The sequence below is a fragment of the Myxococcus stipitatus DSM 14675 genome (genome assembly GCF_000331735.1).
Classification (GTDB): domain Bacteria; phylum Myxococcota; class Myxococcia; order Myxococcales; family Myxococcaceae; genus Myxococcus; species Myxococcus stipitatus.
Window position 1 is genome coordinate 1,382,848 of record NC_020126.1, and the last position, 17,295, is coordinate 1,400,142.

The window sequence follows — 17,295 nt, forward strand, 5'->3', positions numbered from 1 at the left end:
TATGGAGCGACTTGTGGAGCGTCCACCCTTAACAAAGCGCCTGAAACGTTTCCTCCGGTACGTGCTCATCCGGAGCGTCCTGTTGTGCCTTCAACCCCTGCCTCTGCGGTGGGCTCGGGGGCTGGGCTTCCTCCTGGGAGGATGGGCCTACGGCCTTGCGGGGGGCGAGCGCCGCAAGGCCCTGAAGTCCCTGGGCGTGGCCTTCCCCGAGAAGTCCGACGCGGAGCGGCAAGCCCTGGCCCGCGCCAGCTTCCGGCACCTGGGGGCGGCGGCGCTGGAGGTGGCCTGCACGGGGGCCCTGGACCGCGGGCTCGAGCAGTTGGTGGCATGGCCCGAAGAAGACAGGCGCGTGCTGGAGACGGCCCTGGCGCGCAAGAAGGGCGTCGTCTTCGTCTCCGGCCACGTGGGCAACTGGGAGCTGCTGGCCCGGCGCGTGGCGCGGGCGGGCTACCCGAGCCAGAGCATCGCGAAGGAGACCACGGACCCGCGCCTCACCGTGCTGGTGGAGCGGTTCCGGGCGCGCGGCGGCGTGCGCAGCATCTGGCGGGGGCAGGACGGCGCGGCGCGGGCCATGCTGAGGGCGCTGCGCGCGGGGGAAATCCTGGGGCTGCTCATCGACCAGGACACGAAGGTGCAGTCGCTCTTCGTGCCCTTCTTCGGGGAGCTGGCGGCGACGCCTCGCGCGGCGGCGGACCTGGCGGTGCGCACGGGCGCGGCGGTGGTGACGGGCTTCTGCCACCGGGTGGAGGGCGGCTACCGGCTGACGATGGAGGAGGTGCCCGTGCCGGCGCTGGAGGACCGCGAGGCCGCCGCGCTGGAGCTCACCCGGGCCTTGTCCGAGCGCATCGAGGCGGCCATCCGCCGCACCCCTGAACAGTGGGTGTGGATGCACCAGCGCTGGAAGACGCGTCCCCCGGCCGACACACAACCCGTGCTCGCGGAGGCGGCGCGGGCGCCAGCCGGGTGATAGAAGGCCCCTCGTGCCGCGCATGTCCGTCCGTCTCCTCGCCGTGTGCCTCCTCGTCGCCGCGTGCAAGCCCCGCCGCGAGACGGAAGGGGGCTCCGAGCAGCCCCCGCCCCAGGTGGTGCTGCACGGCGCGCGCATGATGTCCTACGAGGGCGAGCGCCTCACCCTGTCCGGCCACGCCGAGCGGCTGACGTACCAGCGCGCGGGCGGCGACGTCCTGGCCACCCACGCCACGCTGCGGGTCCCCCCGGGCACCACCGAGGAGGGCATGTCGGTGGGCACCGAGAAGGGCATGGATATCAGCGCCCCGAATATGGAGGGCAGTCTGGCGTCCAAGCAGATGGTGGCCTCCGGTGGAGTGGTGGTGCGCACGGGGGATGGGATGGTGGTGGAGACGCCTCGGCTGACCTACGACGCCCTCGAGAAGGGGGCGCACGGCAACGAGGGCGTGGTGGTGCGTGGGCCGGATTACCGTCTGCGGGCGGACCGCTTCGAGCTGTCCTTCCCGGATGAGACATTCACCTTCGCGGGCTCGGTGGAGACCGTGCTGGGAGCTTCTGAGCGTGATTGAGTTCCTCGTGATGGCCTTCTTCGTGGCGCAGCCGATGCCGGCCGCGGCCGCGCCCACCGATGGCGGGACGCCTCCCGCCGCGGACGCGGGCAGTGCCAGCCAGAGCCCCCTGGGCCCGGTGGACCTGAAGGAGCCGGTGCAGATCACCGCCGACCTCATCGAGGGGGGCAAGTCGCAGGCGACGCTCACGGGCAACGTGAAGGTGACGCACCGGACGCTCGTCCTGAAGTGCGACCGGATGACGGCCTACTTCACCCAGCCGCGCGTGGTGACGCGCGTGGTGTGCACGGGCGGAGTCAACGCCGTGGACGGGGACCGCATGGCCCGCGGCGAGCGCGCCGAGTACGACGTGGCCAGCGGCGTGCTCGTCGTCACCGGCTCCCCCGAGGCGCGCCAGGGCACCACGTACATGCGCGGGACGAAGGTCCGCCTCACCCTGGGGAGTGAGCGGCTGGACGTGGAGAACGCCGTCATCATCTTCGAGTCCCCGCCGGCCTCCCCCGCGCCGTCCAAGCGCAAGGGCGCGTCCGCGCCGGGCCGCCCCTCGCCCGCGCCCGTGGAGCCCGGCAAGGCCCCCGCGCGATGAGCGACGACGCGAAGCTGTACGCCGAGGGCCTGAAGAAGGCCTTTCGTGGCCGCCAGGTCGTCAATGGCGTCTCCTTCACCGTGTCCCCGGGCGAGGTGGTGGGCCTCTTGGGCCCCAACGGCGCCGGCAAGACGACCAGCTTCAACATGGTGGTGGGCCTGGTGACGCCCGACGGGGGCCGCGTGCGCATTGGCGACGAGGACCTCACGCACCTGCCCATGCACCGCCGCGCGCGCCGGGGCGTGGGCTACCTGCCCCAGGAAGCCTCCGTCTTCCGCAAGCTCACCGTGCGCGACAACTTCCTGGCCGTGCTGGAGCTCCAGAAGGGCCTGGACAAGCGCGCGCGGGAGGCTCGCGCCACCGCCATCCTCGACGAGTTCGGCCTCTCCCACGTGGCCGAGTCCCTGGGCGGCACCCTCTCCGGCGGCGAGCGGCGGCGCGCCGAGATTGCCCGGAGCCTCCTGCCGTCCCCCCGCTTCATCCTCTTCGACGAGCCCTTCGCCGGCGTGGACCCCATCAACGTGGGCGACCTCCAGCGGCAGATATTCCTCCTCCGCGAGCGCGGACTGGGCGTCCTCATCACGGACCACAATGTCCAGGACACCCTGGGCATCTGTGACAGGGCGTACATCATCACACAAGGGCAGATCCTGGAGGAGGGGACCCCGGCGGAGATTGCCGCCTCCCCTCGCGCCCGCGCCGTCTACCTGGGGGAGCGGTTCCGTCTCCAGGAACCCGTCTAAGGACGGCTGGCCTTCGGCCAACCGAATGCATAGACTCCTGTTGGCCCCGCTTTTGCGTCGACAGGCCAACACGCCCGGGCTACGCTGAGCGTAGCTAAGCTACGGGTTTCCTTGCGAATTTCTGAGTATGCAAGCAAGGGACCACGTTTCCGCCACTAGACGTAGACAGGGTGCCTTGTTACGTTGGCACGGTCTTTGATTGGTCCCGCGCGGCATTGGGGCTGAATCACTTGGGAGACCCTGTCTCATGGCGATGGAACTCAAACAAAGCCTGAAGCTTGCGCAGCAGCTGGTGATGACACCCCAGCTGCAGCAGGCCATCAAGCTGCTCCAGCTCTCCCGGATGGAGTTGCTGGAGCAGGTCCGCGAGGAGATGGACCAGAATCCTCTCCTGGAGCAGCCGGACGAGCAGGCACCGGGCGACGTGGGAGACAAGGAGCCGGGGGAAGCTTCGCTGGAGGCGGACAACGTCGAGATTCCTCGCGACGTGGAGATGCCAGCGGCCACGGGGGACACCGCCCAGGAGTTCAAGGGCGACGCGGATGGCCCGCCGGAGATTGACTGGGAGGCGTACCTCAACAGCTACCAGTTCAACGAGCCGACCACGGCGTCCAACAAGGGCAACGTGGCCACGGACGACCTGCCGTCGTTCGAGGCCAACCTCGTCAAGAAGGAGGACCTGGTCGACCACATCCAGGAGCAGCTGGGCACGCTGCGCCTGAACGACGCCGAGCGCCGGGTGGCCATGCTCATCCTGGGCAACCTGGATGACGACGGCTACTTGAAGCTGCCGGACGTGGAGGGAGACCCGCTCATCCGCCTGTGCAACGAGGCGGACGTGCCCATGCACGTGGCGGAGCGCACCCTGCGCCGCATCCAGATGCTGGAGCCTCGCGGCTGCGGCGCGAGGGATTTGCAGGAGTGCCTGCTCATCCAGCTGCAGGGGATGAAGGAGTCGCAGGCGCCGCTCCTGGGCCTCATCATCAAGCGGCACATGAAGTACCTGGAGAGCAAGAACCTGCCCGCCATCGCCAAGGACCTGAAGGTCACCTTGGAAGAGGTGGTGGAGGCGGTGAAGCTGCTCCCGAAGCTGGACCCGAAGCCGGGCCGCAACTTCAGCGGCGACGACGCGCAGTACATCACCCCCGACGTCTTCGTCTACAAGATGGGGGACGAGTACACGGTGGTGCTCAACGACGACGGCCTGTCCAAGCTGCGCATCTCCGGCACCTATCGCAACGCGCTGAAGACGGGCGCGGTGGGGCCGGGCCAGACGAAGGACTTCATCCAGGACAAGCTGCGCAGCGCGGTGTGGCTCATCCGCTCCATCCACCAGCGGCAGCGGACCATCTACAAGGTCACCGAGAGCATCGTGAAGTTCCAGCGGGACTTCCTGGACAAGGGCATCGCCCACTTGAAGCCGCTCATCCTCCGGGACGTGGCCGAGGACATCGGCATGCACGAGTCCACGGTGAGCCGCGTGACGACGAGCAAGTACGTGCACACGCCGCAGGGCATCTTCGAGCTGAAGTACTTCTTCAACTCGTCCATCTCCCGCGTGTCCGGCGAGGACACCGCGAGCGAGGCGGTGAAGCACCACATCAAGCAGATTGTCGCGCAGGAGGACGCGCGCAATCCGTACTCGGACCAGAAGATCGTGGAGCTCCTGCGCTCGCAGGGCACCGAAATCGCGCGCCGCACGGTGGCCAAGTACCGCGAGGTGCTGGGCATCCTCCCCAGCAGCAAGCGCAAGCGGTACTACTGAGTTTCCGGCAAGTGGCTCTTGTCCGTCAGGGTGCTGGCGGACACAGTCAGGGGCGCCATGAGCGCCCCTATTTCTTTCGAGACCGATGCCGGTGTCCCTCGTCGGGAGCTGGTTCCCCTGGTGGCCCCGCCCGTCGTGCTGGAGGGGCGCACCGTGCGGCTTGCGCCCTTGGGGTTGGAGCACGCCCAGGCCCTGGCCTCGCTGTGTGAGGACTCCCTCTTCGCGTACTTCTCCGTGGTGCTGCGCACCCAGGAGGACGTGGAGCGGTTCATCACCCGCGCGCTCGAGGCCGCGCGGAAGGGCACCGAGCGCCCCTTCGTCATCCTGGAGCGCGAGACGGGGCAGCCGGTGGGCACCACGAGCTATCTCGACATCCAGCGGGACTTCCGGACGCTGGAGATTGGCTGGACGTGGCTGGGCCGCCGGGTGTGGCGCACGCGCGTCAACACCGAGTCCAAGTACCTGCTCCTGCGCCACGCCTTCGAGACGCTCGACGTCATGCGCGTGCAGCTCAAGACGGACCGGCGCAACGCGCGCTCCCGCGCGGCCATCGAGCGGATGGGGGGGAAGCTGGAGGGCATCCTCCGCAACCACATGCTGGTGCGCGGTGGGGTGGTTCGCGACAGCGCCTACTACGGCATCGTCGACACCGAGTGGCCCGAGGTGAAGGCCCGGCTGGAAGGCTTCCTCCAGCAAGGTGCTTGAGCGAGCAGGCGAGCGCGCCATGGTGGGAAAGGGGGCGGGGTGCGCCGTTCTGCTCCCTGTTCTCGGGGGCGGTGGGTATAGGGTGGCCGCGTATGCACTCTTCCTCTCGTCGTTGTGCTTCCGGCGTGGTGCCGGGTGTCCTGGTCGCGGTGGGCCTGCTGTCCGCCGGCTGTGGTGACTCGCTGACCACGGAGCACGTGGACCTGGCGGGGCTCTCGGACCGCACCCTCACGTATTCCCTCGCGGACGTGGACCTGTTCGAGGTGCCCCAGGCCCCGGGCTCCCACCGCGTCACCGTCACCTTCTCCCAGGCGAGCGGTGAGCGCTGCACGCGGCTGAAGGATGGCGCCACCGCGACGTTCAACGGGCTGCCCATGAAGCTGGAGCAGGGCGGCGTCGACAGCACCGCGGGCCGCGACCTGTGCATGCCCACTCGCGCCATCTTCGACTACAACCCGGACGAGTGGGCGCAGCTGCCGCCCGCGGATGCGCTCATCGCCATCCAGGACGCGAGCCACTCTGTGCTGTTGACGGCGAAGAACGGTCAGGCCAAGCGCTCGTTCACGTTCGAGGGCCCCGTTCCCCTCGAGCGGATGCTGCGAGGCCAGACGTACTCGTTCCGCTGGGCACCCGCGGGAGAGGAGCTCGAGGCGGCGGGGGCTTCGCTGTTGCCCGAGGGCGGCGTGGTGACGGCGCAGCTGAGCGTGGTGAAGAAGGAGAACCGCATCACCTTCACCGTGCCCGCGCAGCTGGGGCCGGCCACCCACCTCTTGACGCTGAAGGGAGAGGTCGACGCCGAGGTGACGGAGTGCGTGGGCGTGGCGAATTGCCGAGGCGCCTACTTCCATTCCCAGGAGCAGGTCGTCGCCGTTCAGTAGTCAAGACGGGAGGGCCCGGGGAGGACGGCTGCTCGCTTGTGCCCGTGTCTCACGCCACCCAGCGTGTTTCACGGGCTCATGGCACGGAGCATGAATCCGAGGGGCCAAGATTCTTGTGCCCCGCATGGAGGCGTGCCAGCGACGCCGCGTGACGCCGTGATGTCAGGCCCCGGACGGGTGGTGAGCTTGGGAAGAGTCAACCCGGGGGGATGGGTTGCTTTCCAGACGTCAGAACGTTTCTGATCTGTCACGCAGCTCCCCTCACCCTAGGAGGCAGCCACGCATGCAGTTCAACATCACCTTCCGTCAGTTCGGGGCGTCGGATTCCCTCAAAGAATACGCACGCGAGAAGGTCGAGCGGGTGAACAAGCTGTTGGACAGAGCAGGAGAGGCACACGTCGTACTGTCGTTGGAGCGTCACCTCCACCACGCGGACATCACCATCCACTCCGGCGCCTGGGTGCTTCGCGGGCGCGACAAGAGCGATGACATGTACGCGTCCATCGACCTGGCGATGGACAAGATCGAGCGCCAGCTGCGCCGGTACCGGGACAAGCTGAAGACGCATCACGGCCGCGAGCGCGTGCACCACCGGCAGGACCTGGTGAATCACCTGAAGGTGCGCCACGCCGTCTTCGAGGTGCCCGACGCGGAGGAGCCCGCCGCGAAGCCCACGCCCGAAGCGCCGGTGGCGAAGGTGGTGGAGTCGGCCGCGTCCACGCCCATCTCCGCCGCGACGCGCGTGGTGCGCGCCACGCAGCTCACCGTCAAGCCGCTGTCGGTGGACGAGGCGGTGATGCAGATGAACCTGATGAACAACGACTTCTACGTGTTCCACAACGTGGAGTCGGATGCGCTGGGCATCATCTACCGGCGCAAGGATGGCCAGTACGGCCTCATCGAGCCCCATGAGCCGCCCGCGATGGCGGCCGCCACGGGCACCTGAGCCCTGAAAAGAATCGCGCTCCGCCTCTCCCTCGAGAAGGCGGAGCGCGAACGCCCTCGGCCGATGTGGCGAGGGCGCTGTCCCCTGCGATGGATGCCAGTCGGCGCCCGTGGTCGGCCACGAGCACCGGGTCCCCCCTGCCAGAGCAGGTGCATCCGAGGGGAAGAACGTCCGGCCTTCCGCCGCATATCGCCCGCTCGAAAAGACGACGCGCCCCACCTCTCCCCTGGGAGATGGAGCGCGTCCGTGGAGCCTGGACTCGGGGGCCCTGTAAGACTCAGTTGGAGCGGACGGTCGCGAGGTCGCGATGGTCGCTCTGGAAGCTGGAGACGGCCGCGCTGGGCACCCCCGCGGGCGTGCGGGTGTTGAGGAGCGCCAGCGTCATCAGCGCGGCCCGCTCGCCCAGGGAGCGCTCGAAGAGGCGGGCCGGGAAGGCCACGCTGAAGTCCTGCTCCACCGAGCCGCCGCAGCTCCGGGAACCCGACAGGGCGTCGCCGTCGCGCTTGAGGACGAAGGCGCAGGGGCCCACGCGCCCGTGCAGCCACGTGCCGTCCTCGGTGAGGTCCGTGGCCAGGCCCGCGAAGGTGCCCCACACGCGGGTGTCATCGCCTTCGGCCAGCTCCAGCCGCGTCGACTGGTTGGCCACCGTGCCCGTCATCGTCTGGTAGTCCCATTCGAGCGACACAGGCAGCCTTCGGTAGCGGCCATGCATGCCCGTCTGCGCGATGCTCAGCGTGGAGGTGGGGCCGGTGATGGAGTCATCCGCCAGGCTCAGCGACTCCTCGGCCGCGTCGCCCAGGGGCGCGCCCTGGCGCGTGGTGGCGCAGCCCGTGGCCAGCACGGACACTGTCAAAAGGACAAGACTCGAGCTCAACGGTCGCTTCATGGCGGTCGCTCCGTTTTCTTGGATTCGTGTGGGGTTCACTGGAGAAAACGGTCGGCGAGGGAGCGCATATCGCCCCCGGGTACGGGAGGGGAGGCGGGCAGGGGTGGTCCGAAGACCCCCCATCCCCTGACGCGCAGTGAGCGGCCATGGTGCTGGGACGGCAGGGGACCCTTGCACTAAAGAAGGGTGAGGAGTAATTGCGGCCATCTCAGGAGCGCCAGCGCGGGAGCGTCAGTGAGAATCGCCGAGTTCCTCAGCCCCGAAGCCGTCATCGCGGACATGCAGTCTCGGACGAAGCCAGAGGTGTTGCGCGAGCTGAGTGTCACGTTGGTGCGGGCCCACCCCCAGCTCCAGGAGGAGCGGTTGGTGGAGGTGCTGAAGGAGCGCGAGAAGCTCGGCAGCACCGGCATCGGCGAGGGGGTTGCCATTCCCCACGGCAAGCTGTCGGGCATGACGCAGCTCCAGGCGGCCTTCGGCGTGTCCCGGGCGGGCGTGGACTTCGAGGCCATCGACGGCAAGCCCACCCACCTGTTCTTCGCGCTGGTGGCCCCCGAGAACAGCGCCGGCGTCCACCTCAAGGCGCTGGCTCGCATCTCCCGCCTCTTCAAGAACCCGCGCTTCCGGGCCTCCATCCTCGAGGCACCCACGGCCGCGGACATCCACGCGCTCATCATCCAGGAAGACGCTCGGCCCTGAAGGCCGTCCCGCGGGGGACCCACATGGACGTGGTGTTGCGGCCCATCAACGACCGGTTCTTCCACGAGCAGGTGCTGCCCTTCCTCTCGCGCGCCATGGGCGATGCGAGCGGCGCCCTGGAGTCGCTCCTGGACTCGCTGGGAGACGGGCAGTCGCGCATGTTGTGCGAGCGGATGCTGTCCACCGCGCTGCCCGGAGGCCTGGGCTCGGTGGACGCGGACCCGTGGGCGGACCTGGTGGACCGGCTCGCCTTCCTGTCGTGGAAGGAGAGCCCCACGGGTTGGGAGGTGGGAGGCGACCAGGCGGGTTACGCGGACGCCTGGGACGAGGCGCTGCACCTGGCGCTGATGCTGGAGGAGCCCAACTACCCCTACTGGGACACGCGCTCCGCCCGCGAGGTGCGAGACGGCTTCCGCTTCCGGCCGCTGGCGGACATGGGGCTGGCCTCGCTGCTGGCGGGGCACTGGGACCCCTTCCCGGAGTTTCCTCCGGACCGCGTCTTCAGCACCCAGGGCCGAGGGGAGTACTTCCCCTCGGAGCGCTTCGCCTTCGCGGACTGGGCCTGGCGTCCGGCGCGCGCGGTGGCGCACTGGCAGGTGAACCTGCCGCGCAAGCTGGAGCGGCTGATGGCGCGCGAGCAGGAGCGGATGCGCCTGCCGTCGTTGCCGGAGCGTGACGAGGTGCTGGGCTACTGGCTGGGGAAGCAGGCCCAGCCGCCCCCGCTGACGGTGGCCTTCTCGGGGCTGGGGCCTCGCGCGGCTGGGTGGATGCGGGAGTTGGGCACGCTGACGGCCCACATCCGGCGCGCGGCGCTGGCGAAGCAGGGCCTGGCGGCGCTCGTCACCAAGGGCACCAGCGTCCGCATCTAGGGCTTGGGCGCGGCGGTGCTCGGGCTCGGGCTCTCCAGGAGGAGGGTGACCGGGCCGTCATTGACCAGGGCCACCTTCATGTCCGCGGCGAAGATGCCGGTGCCCACGCTCAGGCCGCGCTGCCGGAGGCCCTCGCAGGCGCGCTCGTAGAGGGCCTTGGCGGTGGCGGGCTCCATCGCGTCGATGAAGCTGGGGCGGCGCCCCTTGCGCGCGTCGCCGTAGAGGGTGAACTGGCTGACGACGATGAGCTGGCGGGACGTGTCCTCCAGCGAGAGGTTCATCTTCCCCGCGGTGTCCTCGAAGATGCGCAAGGTGGCCAGCTTCTCCACCATCCACGCCACGTCGGCCTCGGTGTCACCCTTGCCCACGCCCAGGAGCACCAGCAGCCCGGGGCCGATGTCACTCACCCGTTGCCCCTCCACCGTCACCGACGCTTCCAGCACCCGCTGCACCACGGCTCGCATCGACACTTCCTCCGACACTGTCAGGGGCGCACGTCATGCTTCGCCCTGGGATGGCTGGCATCTTGCGCCCTGGAATGTTCTCAGTGAATGGAAGTCCACAAGTGACAACGGCCAATTTCCACTTGGCGGTAGAGCGAGCGCCCAACCGTGGACTGCCGCATTCCCTCACCCTTGCCGTGCTTTCGCACCCTTCCCCATAATGGCCGTCGATTTCCCTGGAGCGTGCGTGCAGGTTCATCGAGCCAGACACCTCTTGGCCGCGTCGGCCATCGTTTCCCTGCTGCTTCCCTTGGGTTCCCTGGCGGCGCCTCCCTCCGCCGAGAAGCGAGCGGACCGTGAGGCCCTGCGCGCGGCGTTGCTCGCGGTGCTGCAGCGCCCCTCGCTCAAGGTGAGCCGGGTGGGGGTGCACATGCAGAGCCTGGATGATGGCTCCGTGGTGTTCACCCACAACGCGGACGAGCTGCTCAACCCCGCGTCCAACGTGAAGCTCGTGACGTCCGCGGCGGCGCTGGCGGTGCTCGGCTCGGAGTTCCGCTACGAGACGGAGTTCCTGGTCGACGGGATGAGCGCCGAGGGCAAGGTGAAGACGCTCTACGTGCGCGGCAAGGGTGACCCGTCCGTGACGACCGAGCGCCTGTGGGGCGTGGCGTCGGAGCTGTGGCACGCGGGCGTGCGCGAGGTGGGCGAAATCGTCGTGGACGACTCCTGGTTCGACATGGAGCGCACGCCGCCCGGGTATGACCAGGAGGACTCGGACCGGGCGTACATGGCGCCCACCGGCGCGCTGAGCCTGAACTGGAACGCGGTGGCCATCTACGTGCGGCCGGGCGCGGGCCCTGGCGCCAAGGGCATCGTGGAGATGGAGCCGCCCAGCGACTACTTCATCGTGGAGAACCAGCTCTCCACCGGGGCTCGTCGCGCGCGGCGCGTGTCCGTCACGTCGGACCCGGCCGGCGCGCAGCAGAAGATCGTGGTGCGCGGGCAGGTGCCGGCCGAGCGCGGTGGCGCCACCAGCCAGTGGAAGAAGATCGACAACCCTCCCATGTACTTCGGCCAGACGCTCAAGCAGATCTTGAGCACGCGGGGCATGAAGGTCCGCGGCCGGGTGCGGCAGGGGCTCACGGCGTCGTCGGCGCGCATGGTGTACGTGGCGCAGTCGGACACGTTCGACGTGCTGCTCAAGCGCCTCAACAAGCTCTCCAGCAACTTCGTCGCGGAGCAGCTGCTCAAGACGATGGGCGCGGAGGGCCGGGGCGCGCCGGGCTCGTTCGGCAAGGGCGTGGAGGTGGTGGAGCAGTTCCTGGAGCGCGAGGTGGGGATTGCTCGCGGCACGTACGTGATGAAGAACGGCAGCGGGCTGAATGACGCCAACCGCTTCTCGGCCGCGCAGCTCAACAAGCTCTTGCGCTACATGTACGGGCGCTTCCCGCTGGCGCCGGAGTACCTGTCGTCGGTGCCCATCGCGGGCAAGGACGGCACGCTGAAGTACCGCTTCGAGGGCAGCGACGCGGTGGGCCGGCTGCGCGCGAAGACGGGCACGCTGGAGGGCGTCTCCGCGCTGAGCGGCTACGTGACGAGCGCGGGTGGCGAGCGCTTCTCCTTCTCGATGATGGTCAACGACTTCGCCGGACGCGCGGGCCCCATCGTCGCGGGCCTGGACGCGCTGGGCGCGGCGGTGGCGGCCACGGGCTCCAGCCTGGGCCCGTCGAGCGCGGTGGCGGCGCTGGCGGACGGCGGCAAGTCGTCGGGTGCCATCGATGATGTCGCGGCCCGCATCAAGACGTACCTGGACCTGGGGCGGCAGCGAGACTCTCGCAACCTGGGCTTCCTGCGCACCGCGTGGCGCAGCGAGCGGGACCCGGCGGTGCGAGCGGTGCTCGCGGAGAGCCTCTACCAGTCCAACCCTCATGACTACCTGGGCGCTCGCACGCTGCTCGACAGCTACTCGGCGGGCAACGACGTGTATGGCCGCCTGAGGGAGGTCGCGCGCGTGTTGTCCGTGGAGGTGCCCGGCGTCACCAGCATGGTGGAGCTGGCCGCGTCCGGGAACACGGAGGCGCTGGCGCGGGTGCTGGAGCTCGCGGGCGCGACGGGCGCGGACGGACAGGCGCAGACGGAGCTGTCCGTGGCGTTGGGAGAAGTGGCTCGCACGGCGCCGGAGGCGCTGGTGGTGGCGCTGCGCTCGGCCCTTCCCGCGGACCGGGATGCGGCCACGACGCTCCTGGCCCGCTCGCTGGTGGAGGCGGGGCAGGGGGACCACCCCTTCTGGAAGTCGCTGCGCCGGATGCTGGGCGCCGCGGACCCGCAGGTGGCGGCCTTCGCCAAGGGCCTGGACTCCACGCTGTCGCAGAAGGTGGCCGAGGCCAAGGCGCCGCGTCCGTCCGAGGGCGGTGGCGCGGTCCAGGTGGTGGCGCCCGCTGGCGGGACGCCTCCTCCGCCGCCTCCGCCACGTCCGACGGGGAGCGCCCCGGAGGCTCGCACCGAGACCCGCCCGGGCGGGTAGCGCTCCGCCCTGGCCCCCGCGCGACGCTCGAGGGTGGGGGAGTTTCACACCTGTTGCCCGCATGGGGGGCGGCCGCCCGGCCGAGCCCCATGGCGGGGGCCGCCTTCTGGAAATGTCAGGGGGCGCTGCTATACGTGGAAGGCAACCCGCCAGGGCAGATGCCCGGTGGGCCGTGTCCTTCCCGTGGTGGGAGGGACCTCGACCGAAAGGCAGAGGGAGCAGTCATGGCAGGTGGCGTGAACAAGGTCATCCTCATCGGCAACCTGGGGGCGGACCCGGAAGTGCGCTTCACCCCGGGGGGCCAGGCCGTCGCGAACTTCCGCATCGCCACGAGCGAGAGCTGGAACGACAAGAACGGCCAGAAGCAGGAGCGCACCGAGTGGCACCGCATCGTCGTCTGGGGAAAGCTCGCGGAGCTCTGCGGCGAGTACCTGAAGAAGGGACGCCAGTGCTACGTCGAGGGGCGCCTGCAGACGCGTGAGTGGACCGACAAGGAGAACCGGAAGAACTACACCACGGAGGTCGTCGCCAACGCGGTGACGTTCCTGGGCGGTCGTGACGCCGGGGACGGCATGGGTGGTGGCGGTGGCGGTGGTGGTGGGCGCCGGCAGTTCGGCGGGCAGCAGCAGCGCGGTGGCATGGACGGCGGCGACTACGGCCAGCCGCCCCCCATGGATGACGGCATGGGTGGTGGTGGCGGCGGTGGTGGCGGCAACAACGAGGACGACATCCCGTTCTGAGCGCCCCGCGGCACTCAGCCTGAAGCAGCGAATCGGCCGCTCCCCGGAAGTCCTCGGGGGCGGCCGATGTGCTTCCAGGCGACGTGAAGCGGGCACCCCTGGAAACGAATCGGCCGCTCCCGGGAAGTCCTCGGGGGCGGCCGATGTGCCTTCAGGCGCTGTGACAGGGGGCCCTTCCGGGGACACCCTGGGGCTTGCTCATCAGGCCGGGGGACCGAAGGCGGCGCCCGCGGTGTAGAGCGCGTAGATGACGCCCCAGCTCATCGCCGTCAGCAGGGCGAAGATGGTGAGGGCGACCGGCTCGAAGCGGCGCATGGAGCGCTCCGTGCCCAGCAGGCCCCAGCCCATGGCGAAGCCCTGGAGGCCGTTGGCCAGGTGGTACGCGGTGCCCAGGGTGCCCAGGATGTAGACGGCCAGCGTGGGCGTGTGGAAGTGCATCTGCTGCGCGATGTCCGAGAACAGCTCGGGGTGGCCCAGGAGCAGGCGGGGGCGCAGGAACGCCAGCCAGATGTGGGCGCCCAGGAAGGCGAGCACGCCCAGGGCGGAGACGCGCTGGAGCAGGTACTTGAGGTTGCCGTAGTTGTTGTAGCGGCCGTTGTTCGGCTTGAAGCTGAAGAGCCGGACGATGCCCCAACCCGTGTGGAACAGCAGGGGCAGGATGACGATGATGAACGTCAGGACCTGCGAGTACGGGTTGGCGTACGTGGTGACGGATTGCTGCCACGCGGCGGCGCCGTCGAAGGCGGACAGGTTGTTCCAGAGGTGGTTGACCACCCAGATGCTCAAGGGGACGACCGCGAGGAACGAGCCCAGGCGGGACTTGAGGAGCGGCGTCTTGTTGGAAACGGCGTCGGCTGTAGCGGCCTGGGTGCTCATCGGTTCTCCAGCGATGGCGCGCGGGTGAGAGACCGCGCCCCACGTCAGGTGACTGTCGGAGGGCGGGTTATAACCGTTCCCGCCGGGACGCTGGATTTCTTCCGCACCCCCGTATCCCAGCCTTCGCGCACGGAGGCATAAGCCTGGGCTTATGTGTCACCCAGGGTGGGGCTGCTGCCAGCCCGCCATGCGACGGCGCGTCCGCCTTCTGACGTTGGCGGGCACGATGGGCTCGGGCACGCTACTCGCTCTGCCATGGATGAGCTCGTCAGTGGATTGTTGAAGACGTCGGATATCCGGGTGGTGCTGGCCCTCACCACGGACTTGTCCCGTGAGGCCCGGGCCACCCACAAGACGGCCCCCGCCGCCGCGGGCCTGCTGGCCCAGTCCCTCACCGCCGCGGCCCTCCTGGCCTCCCTCCAGAAGGGGGAGGCGTCCCGCGTGAATCTGCAGGTGGAGTGCGACGGGCCGCTCAGGGGCCTCTTCGTGGACGGCGACACGACCGGCCTGGTGCGCGGCTACGTGAAGAACACCCTCGTGGAGTACGTGGGCGCCGACGACCAGTACCACTGGCGGCCCGTGCTGGGGAACAAGGGCTTCCTCTCCGTGCTGCGCGACCTGGGGGGCGGCGAGCACTACCGCTCTTCCGTGGAGCTGGAGCGCTTCGACCTCGCCGGAGACCTGGAGCGCTACTTCCACCAGTCGGATCAGCTCCCCTCGCACGTGCTGCTCCTGCAACTGCCCGCCCAGTCCGAGGGCAAGACGGAGCCCTTGGGCATCGTCGCGGGGGTGCTCGTGCAGCCGCTGCCGGGCGCGGACATGGAGGCCTTCCAGGCGCTGGGCGAGCGCCTCCATCGCGAGGCGGCGTCCGTGCTCCAGGCGCATGCGTCGTCGGGAGCCTCCGCGGTGCTGCGTGCGCTCATTCCCGACTCCGACTTCGAGGTGATGTCGCGTTATCCGCTGCGCTTCGGCTGTTCGTGCAGCAAGGACCGCGTGAAGCGCGCGCTGTTGGCCATGGGACGCGAGGAGCTTCAGGACGTTCTGGAGAAGGAAGGACAGGCGGAGGCGACGTGCCAGTTCTGCACGACGCGCTATGTCATTCCGGGAGATGAAATCCGGAGCATGTTGGAGAGCGGCACGGTTTGACTTGGGTGCGTGGCCTCGATAGAGGCCGCGCGCCATGAGTTACTTCACGCAATTGCTCGAAGGCGGTTACGAGGCCGTCCACCTGCTCAGCGACTCCCGCACGGGCCTGAAGGCCATTGTGGGGATGCACAACACGCGGCTGGGGCCGGGATTGGGCGGCACGCGCGCCCTGTCGACGTACACCTCCGAGGAGGAGGCCGTCGCGGACGCGCTCCGGTTGGCGCGAGGCATGACGTACAAGGCGGCGCTCGCGGGCCTGCCGCATGGAGGCGGCAAGGCCGTCATCATGCTGCCCCGCGGGAACTTCGACCGGGCGAAGCTGTTCGAGTCGTTCGGCCGCGCCGTCGAGTCGCTCTGTGGTCGCTACATCACCACCGAGGACAGCGGCACCAGCCCCGACGACATGGAGCACGTGCGCAAGCACACGAAGTACGTCCTGGGCTTGAAGGAGCGCAGTGGAGACCCGTCGCCGGTGACGGCGTTCGGCGTCGCTCGGGCGATGGAGGCCACGGCGAAGAACATCTTCGGCACCGCGGACCTCAAGGGCCTGCGCGTCACCGTGCTGGGTGTGGGCCACGTGGGCATGTACCTGGTGAAGGAGCTGCACGAGCGCGGCGCCAAGGTGTGGGTGAGCGACATCAACGCCGCCAGCGTGGAGCACGCGGTGAAGACCTACGGCGCCACGGCGGTGGACTCGGACACCCTGCACCGCATGGAGGCGGACATCTTCGCGCCGTGCGCGCTGGGCGGCGGCCTCAACGACGCCACGCTGCCGCTCCTGAAGGTGAAGGCGGTGTGCGGGGCGGCCAACAACCAACTGCTCACGATGCGACACGGCGAGCAGCTCGCCAGCCGAGGCATCCTGTACGTGCCGGACTACGCGGCCAACGCGGGCGGCCTCATCAACGTGGCGCAGGAGTGGGCGGGGTACGACCGGGAGAAGGCGTACGCCCGGGCGTCGAACATCTTCGACACCATCGACACCTTGCTGCGGCGTGCGAAGGAGTCCGGCCAGCGCCCCGAGCAGGTGGCCGACCGCATGGTGGAAGAGAAGCTGGCGGCCTGAGCGCCGGGACCTGGCCCGTCCTCCGCGCTTCATGAGCCGGAGGATGGGGCAGGTGTGGGCGGGATATGGCCAGGGCGCGGTCCTCGGGGTATGACGGGGCCGCACCCCAGCCGGAGCTCACCGCCGTGGCGACCAAGCGGGCAGCGCCCGGGCTAAAGGCCCAGGGCAAGCGCAAGCCCACCGCGAAATCCTCCTCGAAGAAGACCTCTTCCAAGAAGTCTCCTTCCAAGCCCCGTGTGGCGTCGGCGTCCGCGTCGGCCCGCAAGGGGGCGAAGAAACTCGTCTCCATTCCTTCCGACATGGTGCTGGCGCCCCAGGTGGAAGTGCCGCGCCAGCCCACGGGCAAGGACCAGTCCCGCAAGCGCTCCGCGGGCGTGCGGGAGCTGACGTGGGCGGAGTTCGACCGCGCCGTGCATCACCTGGCCGACGCCATCCGTCAGTCCTTCGAGCCCCAGGCGGTGGTGGGCGTGGCGCACGGCGGAGTCTTCGTCGGCGGCGCGCTCTCCTCGGCGCTGGGGTGCGCGTTCTTCCCCGTGCGCATCAGCCGCCGCAGCCGCGACCGGGGTGACGAGAGTCGTCCGCGCGGAGGCCCCAGGACGGCCGGAGAGATGCCGCGCGAGCTCAAGGGCCGGCGCGTGCTCATCGTCGACGACGTGGCGTCCAGCGGTGACACGTTGGAGCTGGCCACGGCGCTGGCTCGCGAGGCGGGCGCCACGAAGGTGTCCACGGCGTGCCTGGTCGCGAAGCCGGAGGGGTACTCGCCGCACTTCGCGGGGTTGACCACGGGCTCGTTGGTGGTCTTCCCGTGGGACTACGCGCCCGGCGTGGGCGACGCCCGCTTCGACGAGGACCCGGACAAGGCCGGGGCGTGAGCGGTGTCGCGGTGAT

Annotated in this window: 18 protein-coding genes; 15 read left to right on the forward strand and 3 right to left on the reverse strand. The window is 69.4% G+C overall.

The genetic code is table 11. The annotated features are described in order from the left end of the window. The first annotated feature begins 1 nt into the window (after position 1). From MYSTI_RS05480 to hpf, 8 genes are all read left to right on the forward strand, one after another. The gene (locus MYSTI_RS05480) at positions 2-967 is read left to right on the forward strand and encodes a lysophospholipid acyltransferase family protein (RefSeq protein WP_015346712.1); all 966 of its coding nucleotides are present in this window, start codon (positions 2-4) and stop codon (positions 965-967) included. 22 nt (positions 968-989) lie between these two features. Beyond that, positions 990-1,538, forward strand: a complete 549-nt coding sequence (locus MYSTI_RS05485) for a hypothetical protein (RefSeq protein ID WP_015346713.1) — start codon at positions 990-992, stop codon at positions 1,536-1,538. Further along, a complete protein-coding gene (locus MYSTI_RS05490) occupies positions 1,531-2,124 on the forward strand; it encodes an LptA/OstA family protein (protein WP_015346714.1) in 594 nt (197 codons plus the stop codon). Before MYSTI_RS05485 ends, MYSTI_RS05490 begins: the two co-directional genes overlap by 8 nt. After that, entirely contained in the window at positions 2,121-2,867 is a 747-nt protein-coding gene (gene lptB, locus MYSTI_RS05495; RefSeq protein ID WP_015346715.1) for an LPS export ABC transporter ATP-binding protein, read from the forward strand. The genes MYSTI_RS05490 and lptB overlap by 4 nt, the downstream gene beginning before the upstream one ends. A 247-nt stretch (positions 2,868-3,114) precedes the next feature. Then, entirely contained in the window at positions 3,115-4,632 is a 1,518-nt protein-coding gene (gene rpoN, locus MYSTI_RS05500; protein WP_015346716.1) for an RNA polymerase factor sigma-54, read from the forward strand. A 57-nt stretch (positions 4,633-4,689) separates the two neighbouring features. Then, positions 4,690-5,337 carry a GNAT family N-acetyltransferase gene (locus MYSTI_RS05505; protein WP_015346717.1) on the forward strand — a complete coding sequence of 216 codons (648 nt, stop codon included), beginning with the start codon at positions 4,690-4,692 and terminating at the stop codon, positions 5,335-5,337. A gap of 92 nt (positions 5,338-5,429) precedes the next feature. After that, positions 5,430-6,215, forward strand: a complete 786-nt coding sequence (locus tag MYSTI_RS05510; protein ID WP_015346718.1) for a hypothetical protein — start codon at positions 5,430-5,432, stop codon at positions 6,213-6,215. 283 nt (positions 6,216-6,498) lie between these two features. Further along, entirely contained in the window at positions 6,499-7,161 is a 663-nt protein-coding gene (hpf, locus tag MYSTI_RS05515; RefSeq protein ID WP_015346719.1) for a ribosome hibernation-promoting factor, HPF/YfiA family, read from the forward strand. A gap of 277 nt (positions 7,162-7,438) precedes the next feature. On the opposite strand, the gene MYSTI_RS05520 is transcribed toward hpf, so the two are convergent. Then, positions 7,439-8,047: a hypothetical protein gene (locus MYSTI_RS05520; RefSeq protein WP_015346720.1), complete on the reverse strand. Its 609-nt coding sequence runs from the start codon at positions 8,045-8,047 to the stop codon at positions 7,439-7,441. Positions 8,048-8,281: 234 nt separating this feature from the next. Between MYSTI_RS05520 and MYSTI_RS05525 the strand changes: the two genes are divergently transcribed. Continuing rightward, positions 8,282-8,743, forward strand: a complete 462-nt coding sequence (locus MYSTI_RS05525; protein WP_015346721.1) for a PTS sugar transporter subunit IIA — start codon at positions 8,282-8,284, stop codon at positions 8,741-8,743. Between the two features lie 23 nt (positions 8,744-8,766). Further along, positions 8,767-9,612 carry a hypothetical protein gene (locus MYSTI_RS05530; protein WP_015346722.1) on the forward strand — a complete coding sequence of 282 codons (846 nt, stop codon included), beginning with the start codon at positions 8,767-8,769 and terminating at the stop codon, positions 9,610-9,612. On the opposite strand, the gene dtd is transcribed toward MYSTI_RS05530, so the two are convergent. Then, on the reverse strand, positions 9,609-10,076 hold the full coding sequence (gene dtd / locus MYSTI_RS05535; RefSeq protein ID WP_015346723.1) for a D-aminoacyl-tRNA deacylase: 468 nt from the start codon (positions 10,074-10,076) through the stop codon (positions 9,609-9,611). The genes MYSTI_RS05530 and dtd overlap by 4 nt on opposite strands. A 226-nt stretch (positions 10,077-10,302) precedes the next feature. On the opposite strand from dtd, the gene dacB reads away from it, so the two are divergent. Together dacB and MYSTI_RS05545 are read left to right on the forward strand one after the other, a co-directional pair. After that, positions 10,303-12,579 (forward strand): D-alanyl-D-alanine carboxypeptidase/D-alanyl-D-alanine endopeptidase, encoded by a 2,277-nt coding sequence (gene dacB / locus MYSTI_RS05540; RefSeq protein WP_015346724.1) that lies wholly within the window; start codon positions 10,303-10,305, stop codon positions 12,577-12,579. 224 nt (positions 12,580-12,803) lie between these two features. Further along, complete coding sequence (locus MYSTI_RS05545) at positions 12,804-13,319, forward strand: single-stranded DNA-binding protein (protein WP_015346725.1); 516 nt, start codon at positions 12,804-12,806, stop codon at positions 13,317-13,319. A 201-nt stretch (positions 13,320-13,520) separates the two neighbouring features. Here the strand turns inward: MYSTI_RS05545 and MYSTI_RS05550 are convergent, their stop codons facing one another. Continuing rightward, a complete protein-coding gene (locus MYSTI_RS05550; RefSeq protein ID WP_015346726.1) occupies positions 13,521-14,195 on the reverse strand; it encodes a succinate dehydrogenase/fumarate reductase transmembrane subunit in 675 nt (224 codons plus the stop codon). 255 nt (positions 14,196-14,450) lie between these two features. Here MYSTI_RS05550 and MYSTI_RS05555 point away from each other — a divergent pair, with 255 nt between their 5' ends. From MYSTI_RS05555 to MYSTI_RS05565, 3 genes are all read left to right on the forward strand, one after another. Next, positions 14,451-15,341, forward strand: coding sequence for an Hsp33 family molecular chaperone HslO (locus MYSTI_RS05555; RefSeq protein WP_015346727.1), 891 nt, complete (start codon positions 14,451-14,453; stop codon positions 15,339-15,341). A 34-nt stretch (positions 15,342-15,375) separates the two neighbouring features. Continuing rightward, on the forward strand, positions 15,376-16,407 hold the full coding sequence (locus tag MYSTI_RS05560) for a Leu/Phe/Val dehydrogenase (RefSeq protein WP_015346728.1): 1,032 nt from the start codon (positions 15,376-15,378) through the stop codon (positions 16,405-16,407). Between the two features lie 65 nt (positions 16,408-16,472). Then, positions 16,473-17,279, forward strand: a complete 807-nt coding sequence (locus tag MYSTI_RS05565; RefSeq protein ID WP_015346729.1) for a phosphoribosyltransferase — start codon at positions 16,473-16,475, stop codon at positions 17,277-17,279. The last annotated feature ends 16 nt before the right edge of the window (positions 17,280-17,295 follow it).